General features: G+C 63.2%; 9 protein-coding genes. 7 read left to right on the top strand and 2 right to left on the bottom strand.

Annotation, left to right across the window (positions count from 1 at the left end; translation table 11 throughout):
- On the bottom strand, window positions 1-384 hold a 384-nt coding region (locus EN969_RS09755; protein ID WP_164758200.1), incomplete at its 3' end, for a GNAT family N-acetyltransferase.
- 202 nt (window positions 385-586) lie between these two features.
- Here EN969_RS09755 and EN969_RS09750 point away from each other — a divergent pair.
- The 4 genes from EN969_RS09750 to EN969_RS09735 all read left to right on the top strand — a co-directional run bounded on the left by EN969_RS09750 (window position 587) and on the right by EN969_RS09735 (window position 4,262).
- A complete protein-coding gene (locus EN969_RS09750) occupies window positions 587-1,042 on the top strand; it encodes a DUF2214 family protein (RefSeq protein WP_024502811.1) in 456 nt (151 codons plus the stop codon).
- 175 nt (window positions 1,043-1,217) lie between these two features.
- On the top strand, window positions 1,218-2,195 hold the full coding sequence (locus tag EN969_RS09745; RefSeq protein ID WP_063168999.1) for a tripartite tricarboxylate transporter substrate-binding protein: 978 nt from the start codon (window positions 1,218-1,220) through the stop codon (window positions 2,193-2,195).
- Between the two features lie 74 nt (window positions 2,196-2,269).
- Window positions 2,270-2,743 carry a tripartite tricarboxylate transporter TctB family protein gene (locus EN969_RS09740; protein ID WP_063169000.1) on the top strand — a complete coding sequence of 158 codons (474 nt, stop codon included), beginning with the start codon at window positions 2,270-2,272 and terminating at the stop codon, window positions 2,741-2,743.
- Window positions 2,744-2,753: 10 nt separating this feature from the next.
- Window positions 2,754-4,262 (top strand): tripartite tricarboxylate transporter permease, encoded by a 1,509-nt coding sequence (locus EN969_RS09735; protein WP_063169001.1) that lies wholly within the window; start codon window positions 2,754-2,756, stop codon window positions 4,260-4,262.
- Between the two features lies 1 nt (window position 4,263).
- Here EN969_RS09735 and nth read toward each other — a convergent pair whose 3' ends face one another.
- The gene (gene nth, locus EN969_RS09730; protein WP_063169002.1) at window positions 4,264-5,088 is read right to left on the bottom strand and encodes an endonuclease III; all 825 of its coding nucleotides are present in this window, start codon (window positions 5,086-5,088) and stop codon (window positions 4,264-4,266) included.
- Window positions 5,089-5,110: 22 nt separating this feature from the next.
- Between nth and EN969_RS09725 the strand changes: the two genes are divergently transcribed.
- The 3 genes from EN969_RS09725 (at window position 5,111) to EN969_RS09715 (ending at window position 7,297) form a co-directional block, all read left to right on the top strand.
- Window positions 5,111-5,605 carry a DUF2244 domain-containing protein gene (locus tag EN969_RS09725; RefSeq protein WP_063169003.1) on the top strand — a complete coding sequence of 165 codons (495 nt, stop codon included), beginning with the start codon at window positions 5,111-5,113 and terminating at the stop codon, window positions 5,603-5,605.
- Between the two features lie 124 nt (window positions 5,606-5,729).
- A complete protein-coding gene (locus EN969_RS09720) occupies window positions 5,730-6,605 on the top strand; it encodes a bifunctional helix-turn-helix domain-containing protein/methylated-DNA--[protein]-cysteine S-methyltransferase (protein WP_024502817.1) in 876 nt (291 codons plus the stop codon).
- A 221-nt stretch (window positions 6,606-6,826) separates the two neighbouring features.
- Window positions 6,827-7,297: a hypothetical protein gene (locus EN969_RS09715; protein WP_027161336.1), complete on the top strand. Its 471-nt coding sequence runs from the start codon at window positions 6,827-6,829 to the stop codon at window positions 7,295-7,297.
- The last annotated feature ends 72 nt before the right edge of the window (window positions 7,298-7,369 follow it).

The following is a 7,369-nucleotide window of genomic DNA, read 5'->3' as shown; positions in this document are numbered from 1 at the left end:
TGCCAGGACGCGGCCAACCACCTCGGTGGCGAAGCCCGCCCCGTGCACGGCCGGAACCAGCGCCCACCCGGCCTCGGGAATGCCTTCGATCGATGGTTCCATGTCGCGCTTCAGATCGTGAAACCCGGCCTCGCCGATGAAGCGCCCGGTCGCCTTCTCCTCGATCGCCCAGAAGCCATAGCCAAGCAACGACCACAGGCCGGCGTGACGCAGGAAGCGCATCCAGCTTTCTTCGCGCGTGCGCGGCTTGCCGCCGATGAAGCGGGTGACGACGGGATCGGTCCACATCGCGGCATAGGTGTCGAAATCATCCAGGCGGTGTGCCCGCAGGATGGTTCGCTTCGTTTCGATGACAGGAGCACTGGTCGCTTGCGGATTGTTCATGGGATCTGCCTCGCACGGATCGCCAGCGCTTAGCAAATCGCCGGTGCTGCGCAAGGGGCCAGGGCAACACGGCCCATCATCCAGGCGCCGCTATGGGAATTTTGCGCGACGATGTTATTTTTCACCGCAGGCTGATTCAACACCCGCCAGCGCGACCTTTTTTCAGGCGCGCATTGGTGGCGTCAAACCCAGGGAAAAGAGCATGGATACCACCGATCTTGTGCTTGCGATCTTCCATCATCTGCTGGTGTTTTCGCTGGCGGGGATCATCGGCGCCGAATTCGTCCTGATCCGCGGCGATCTGGGTGCTGCGACGCTCAAGAGGCTCGCCGGCATCGACCGCCATTACGGCGTCATCGCCGCGCTGATCATCGTCGTCGGCATCGGCCGCGTCTTCTATGGCCTCAAGGGCTGGGAATTCTACGTCTACAACTGGGTGTTCTGGGCCAAGATAGCGGCGTTCGGCGCTGTCGGCCTGCTGTCGATCATCCCGACCGTCCGCTTCATATCCTGGAACAGGCAGGCGAGCGGCAATGCCTCGTTCCAGGTGCCGGCGACCGAACTTGCGTCCGTGAAGACCTATATCCGCGCCGAAGCTTTCATCTTCCTGCTCATCCCGGTCTTCGCCGCGGCGATGGCGCGCGGCTACGGCTACTAGGGTGGCGATCACCCTCCGACATTATCCACCCATCGAGTGCGGATGTTTGCGGATATCGGCAGTTTGCCGCCCAGTTGCTATTTGCTAGCTTGCCCTAGTTGTTGCTTCATGCGCAGCCGGTGTTGAGAGGAGATCCGCGCGGCGTTGGAGATTCATATCCCGGGAGGAGATCACGATGAGAAGATTTGTCGCCGCTCTGGCTGCTGCCGCGGCCGTCACGCTTTATGGGTTCGCGGCCAGCGCGCAGACCTATCCTGAACGAACCATCACCGTTGTGGTACCGTTTGCCGCCGGCGGTCCGACCGACACGGTCACGCGCCTCGTCGCCGAAGCGATGTCGAAGGATCTCGGCCAGCAGGTCATCGTCGAGAATGTCGGCGGCGCCGGCGGAACGCTGGGTGCCGGCCGCGTCGCCAACGCCGAGCCTGACGGCTATACGCTGCTGCTCCATCATATCGGCATGGCGACAAGTGCGACGCTGTACAGAAAGCTCGCCTACGACACGCTGAACGCCTTCGAATATGTCGGCCTCGTCACCGAGGTGCCGATGACCATCGTCGGCCGCAAGGACCTGGAGCCGACCGATCTCAAGGGGTTGGTGGAGTACGCCAAGGCCAACAAGGATTCCATAACCGTCGCCAATGCCGGCATCGGTGCGGCCTCGCATCTGTGCGGCATGCTGTTCATGAGCGCCATCAAGACGCCGCTGGTCACCGTGCCCTACAAGGGCACCGGCCCGGCCATGACCGATCTCCTCGGCGGTCAGGTCGACATCATGTGCGACCAGACGACCAACACCACCAAGCAGATCCAGGGCGGCACCATCAAGGCCTATGCCGTCACCTCGCCGGAGCGCCTCGATGTGCTGAAAGACGTCCCGACGACGGTGGAAGGCGGCCTTCCCGAAGTGCAGGTCGGCATCTGGCACGGTCTCTATGCACCCAAGGGCACACCGGCCGGGATCACCGAACGCCTGTCGAAATCGCTTCAGGTCGCGCTGAAGGACCAGAACGTCGCGGCCCGCTTCGCCGAACTCGGCACCAAGCCATCGCCCGAGGCCGATGCGACGCCCGCCGCACTGAAGGCCAAGCTGGAAAGTGAGATCGCGCGCTGGAAGCCGATCATCGAAGCCGCCGGCCAGTATGCCGACTGAGGTTTGAACAGGGGCGCCACCGGCGCCCCTGTTCGCTCGGCATCCGCTACGCACCGCGGCTTGGGAGAACCATCATGAAACCTTTCGCGATCGACAGGGCCAACGGCCTGTGCGCCGCCCTGTTCATCGGTTTCGGCGCATGGTTCGCGCTGCAATCGCTCGGCCTCGAAATCGGCACCGCGTTGCGCATGGGGCCAGGCTATTTTCCGCTGGTCCTGGCGATCGTGCTGGTCCTGCTTGGCGCCGTCATTCTCGTCCAGGCTGTACGCGTCGAGGGCGAAGCGGTCGGGCATATTGCGTGGCGCGGCATGCTGCTCATCCTGCCTGCTCCGATCTTCTTCGGCCTGACGGTGCGCGGCCTCGGATTCATCCCGTCGATCTTCCTGACGGCGCTGATCGCGTCGTTTGCCAGCCGCTGCATGAAGCCGTTGACCGCGCTCGTGCTGTCGGCCGGCCTGACATTGTTTGCATTCCTTGTCTTCAGCTACGCGCTCGGCCTGCCGTTCCGCCGCTTCGGCCCGTGGCTGGCCCCGTGGTTGGTGTCGTAAGGCGATGAGCATGGATCTGCTCGACAACCTTGCGCTCGGCTTTTCGACGGCGACGTCGCTGACCAACCTCGGTTTCTGCCTGATCGGCGTCCTTCTCGGCACGCTGATCGGCGTCCTGCCCGGCATCGGCGCCACCGCGACCATCGCCATGCTTTTGCCCATCACCTTCCAGATCGGCGACCCGGTTTCCTCCCTCATCATGCTCGCCGGCATCTATTACGGTGCGCAATATGGCGGCTCGACCACCGCCATTCTCATCAACATGCCCGGCGAATCCTCGTCCGCCGTCACCGCGATCGACGGCTACCAGATGGCCAGGAACGGCCGCGCCGGGGCGGCCCTCGCGATCGCGGCCATCGGCTCGTTCTTTGCCGGCACCGTTTCGACGTTCCTCGTCGCCATCTTTGCCCCGCCGCTGACGGCGATCGCGCTGAAATTCGGCGCGGCCGAGTATTTTTCGCTGATGATCGTCGGCCTGGTTTCGTCCGTCGCGCTCGCCCACGGCTCGATCGTCAAGGCGCTGGCCATGGTCGTGCTCGGCCTGCTGCTCGGCGTTGTCGGCACCGACATTTACACCGGCACGCCGCGCTTCACGCTTGGAATCCGGGAATATGCCGACGGGTTGAATTTCGTTGCGGTGGCGGTCGGTGTCTTTGGCATCGCCGAGATCCTGCGCAACCTCGAAAACGAGGATGAGCGCTCCGTGATGATCCGCAAGGTCACCGGCCTTATGCCGACCCGCGAGGACTTTCGGCGCATGGCAGCGCCCATCGTGCGCGGAACGATCATCGGTTCAGCGCTCGGCATCCTGCCGGGAGGCGGCGCGATCCTGGCAGCCTTTGCCTCCTACACGGTCGAAAAACGCGTCTCGAAAAACCCGAAGGAGTTCGGCAAGGGCGCCATCGAAGGCGTCGCCGGACCGGAATCGGCAAACAATGCCGGTGCGCAGACTTCCTTCATCCCGATGCTGACGCTGGGCATTCCGGCCAACCCTGTCATGGCGCTGATGATCGGCGCCATGATCATCCAGGGCATCGTGCCCGGCCCCAATGTCGCGACCGAACAGCCGGCGCTGTTCTGGGGCATCATCGCCTCGATGTGGATCGGCAATCTGATGCTGATCATCCTCAACCTGCCGCTGATCGGGCTTTGGGTGAAGCTGCTGACGATCCCCTATTACGTGCTTTTCCCGATCATCATGGCGTTCTGCTCGATCGGCGTCTACAGCGTCAACAGCAACGTCTATGATCTCTACGCCGTCGCCTTCTTCGGCTTCCTCGGCTACCTCCTGACCAAGCTGCGCTGCGAACCGGCACCGCTGCTGCTCGGCTTCGTGCTCGGCCCGCTGCTCGAGGAAAATCTGCGCCGCGCCATGATTCTCTCGCGCGGCGACCCGAGCACCTTCGTGACCAGACCGATCAGCGCCGGCCTGCTGCTCATAGCGCTCGCCGTGCTCGCCGTCGTCTTCCTGCCGGCGGTCAAGAAAAAGCGCGAAGAGGTGTTTGTGGAGGAGAGTTGAATTACGCCGCCGTTCCGCCTCGGTCCTGAACCTCTTCGACCGGGTCGAGCGGTGCGATCGGCACCAGCGGTGCCGGCACATCGGTCGTCTTGACCTCGGCCTTGCAGATGTCGGCGATGACGCAGGCCGGGCAATCCGGCTTGCGCGCCTTGCAGACGTAGCGGCCATGCAGGATCAGCCAGTGATGTGCATGGCGCATATATTCGTCCGGAATGATCTTCAACAATCCCTGCTCGACCTGTTCCGGCGTCTTGCCGGGCGCTAATCCGAGCCGGTTGCCTATGCGAAGAATGTGCGTGTCGACCGCCATCGTGTGCTGGCCGAAGGCCATGTTGAGCACGACATTGGCGGTCTTGCGCCCGACCCCGGGCAGCTTGACCAATTCATCTCGATTATCGGGTACCTCGCCGCCATGGTCGCGGATCAGCGCCTGCGACAGCGCAATCAAATTCTTCGCCTTGTTGCGCCACAGCCCGATGGTGCGGATATATTCGCCGACCCTTGCTTCCCCCAGCGCCAGCATCTTGTGCGGCGTATCGGCGGCCCTGAACAGCGCCCGCGTCGCCTTGTTGACGCCTACATCCGTCGCTTGCGCCGACAGCACCACCGCGACCAGCAGCGTGAAGGCGTTGACATGTTCGAGCTCGCCCTTCGGCTCGGGCCGCTGGACGGAAAAGCGCCGGAATATCTCTTTCACTTCGGCCGGGCTGTAGCGTAACGCGCTTCGCGCCGGCCGCGGGCGCGGCTTTGCGTTCGAACCATCGCGTCGTGCGGGCAACGGCTCTTTTTTGGACAGGGAAGAATCTTTGGACTTGGGGCTTGCCATTTCCCTCCTATAATATCCCCTCATGAGCGACACAAACGCCTCGTTTCAGGCCGACGAGCCATTCTTTCAGGCGCTACTGACCCCGCACCGGTCTCTGGGCCGGACAGGCTTCTTCGTCCTGATGGGCGCGCTGCTGTTCGGCTGGCTGGTGACAGGCGCGTTTTTCCTGTCGCGCGGCGCCTGGCCGGTGTTCGGCTTCTTCGGCCTCGACGTGGCCGCCGTCTACATCGCCTTTCGCATCAACTATCGTGCCGCTCGCGCACGCGAAGAAGTCTCGGTTTCGCGCACCAGCCTCGACATCCGCAAGACAGCCCCCTCGGGGAAATCGGAAGCGCATCGCTTCAATCCGTTCTGGGCGCGGTTTTCGGTGGCCCGTCACGCCGAGATCGGCATCACAGGCATGACGGTGCAAGGTGAAGGCCAGAACGTGCCGATCGGATCGTTCCTGGACCCCGATTCCCGCGAGAGTTTTGCCACCGCCTTTTCGCGCGCGCTGGCGCCCGCCAAGACACGCTGAGGCAGCCGCGAGCGATTCCTGGGCTCGAATCCGGTGCCTATCCGGGTATGCGCCGCAAGAAGGCAAGTTTCGGGTGGCGATCGACGCCCCGAGGGGCGATATTCCGGCTCAAGGAGACAGTTCCATGAGCACACACACCGCAGTCCTCAAAAAGGACATCACGCCTGAGGGCAGCGATTATGAGATCGTGCGCCGTGCCATCGAGAAGATCAGTCTCGACTATCGCGATCAGCCTTCCCTCGAAGAGCTGGCCGAGGAGGTCGGCGAGACGCCGACCGGCCTGCAAAAACTCTTCACCCGCTGGGCCGGCCTGTCGCCCAAGGCCTTCCTGCAGGCGGTGACACTGGACCATGCGCGCAGGCTGCTCGATTCCGGCATGCCTCTGCTCGAGACCTCATTCGAACTGGGCATGTCCGGCCCCGGCCGGCTGCATGACCTGTTCGTCACGCACGAGGCGATGTCGCCGGGCGACTACAAGACACGCGGCGCCGGGCTCACCATTCGCTACGGCTTCCATTCCTCGCCGTTCGGCACCGCCCTGATCATGGCCACCGAGCGCGGGCTCGCCGGCCTCGCCTTCAGCGACCCCGGCGAGGAACGCGCCGCCTTCGCCGACATGTCCAGCCGCTGGCCGAACGCCATCTACGTCGAGGACATGACTGCCACCGGCCCCTATGCCGCCCGTATCTTCGACCCGACGCTGTGGCGCCCCGACCAGCCGCTGCATGTCGTCATGATCGGCACCGACTTCCAGGTTCGCGTCTGGGAGGCGCTGCTCAAGATCCCGATGGGCAAGGCCCGCACCTATTCCTCGATTGCGGCCAGCATCGGCGCACCGTCCGCCAGCCGTGCGGTCGGTGCGGCCAACGGCGCCAATCCGCTCTCTTTCGTGGTGCCTTGTCACCGCGCCATCGGCAAATCAGGCGACCTCACCGGTTATCATTGGGGCCTGACCCGCAAGCGCGCCATTCTGGGTTGGGAAGCCGGGCAGGTATCGTAATATCGATTTTTCTCGATATTGCGAAGAAAAACATGGTTCTATCGGCGCTATCAAGTATAAGCGCTATTTACGCTGTGGTTCCGCTTTTGCAACCGAGGGCAACCTCCGGTTCCTGTAGTTGTTATTTTTGAGGCGTTATTTTAGGTAACTCTAAATTAACCACGATAAAGTGATGATGCTCTCATATTAATCCGGACGATCCGGCTTGATAGGAGGTCTCGATGACATTGTTTCGCGCCGCCTGCGGCGCAGCTCTGCTGGTTGCCAGCGTCGACGAGGCCGCGTTGGCCACGACGCAGAATGTCATCTTCAACGGCACGATCGCGCCCACCTGCACGCTGGTCGTTGCCACCAACGGTACGATGACGGCCAGTCCCGATCTCCAGTCCCTGAGCTCCCACAACAGCGGCGGCTCGGCTGGAACCGTGACGCTGACGACGACCGGAGGTGTGTCGCTGAGCGTCGACCCGGTCACCACCATGACGGTGCCATCCGCCGACAGCACGTCGACGACCTGGACACCCACCTACTCCGCCGCCGGCGCGCATTCCATCGTCGAGACCGGCTCGACAACCAGCATCACCACCCCCGGCGCAGATCTCGTCTCGGTTCACCTTGCCGGAACCAAGGGCGGCAGCAATCGCTTCGCCAACGGCAATTATCAGGCAACGGTAACGCTGCGCTGCGAATGACGCGAGCGAAGGAGGGGTCGTGAAACATGCTCGAATCCTGGCGACGGCGTTGGCCGTCGGATTGGCGCCCGT

This window comes from Mesorhizobium sp. M7A.F.Ca.CA.003.01.2.1, assembly GCF_003998945.1.
GTDB classification, from domain to species: Bacteria; Pseudomonadota; Alphaproteobacteria; order Rhizobiales; family Rhizobiaceae; genus Mesorhizobium; species Mesorhizobium ciceri.
The sequence above is the reverse complement of the archived record's forward strand: the minus strand, read 5'-3'. Positions and strand labels throughout refer to the sequence as shown.

Bases quoted from the DNA above. Each gene is read 5' to 3' on its own strand.
- EN969_RS09745 (WP_063168999.1), top strand. From the start codon at position 1,218: ATGAGAAGATTTGTCGCCGCTCTGGCTGCTGCCGCGGCCGTCACGCTT.
- EN969_RS09715 (WP_027161336.1), top strand. From the start codon at position 6,827: ATGACATTGTTTCGCGCCGCCTGCGGCGCAGCTCTGCTGGTTGCCAGC.
- EN969_RS09735 (WP_063169001.1), top strand. From the start codon at position 2,754: ATGGATCTGCTCGACAACCTTGCGCTCGGCTTTTCGACGGCGACGTCG.
- EN969_RS09740 (WP_063169000.1), top strand. From the start codon at position 2,270: ATGAAACCTTTCGCGATCGACAGGGCCAACGGCCTGTGCGCCGCCCTG.
- nth (WP_063169002.1), bottom strand. From the start codon at position 5,088: ATGGCAAGCCCCAAGTCCAAAGATTCTTCCCTGTCCAAAAAAGAGCCG.
- EN969_RS09750 (WP_024502811.1), top strand. From the start codon at position 587: ATGGATACCACCGATCTTGTGCTTGCGATCTTCCATCATCTGCTGGTG.
- EN969_RS09720 (WP_024502817.1), top strand. From the start codon at position 5,730: ATGAGCACACACACCGCAGTCCTCAAAAAGGACATCACGCCTGAGGGC.
- EN969_RS09725 (WP_063169003.1), top strand. From the start codon at position 5,111: ATGAGCGACACAAACGCCTCGTTTCAGGCCGACGAGCCATTCTTTCAG.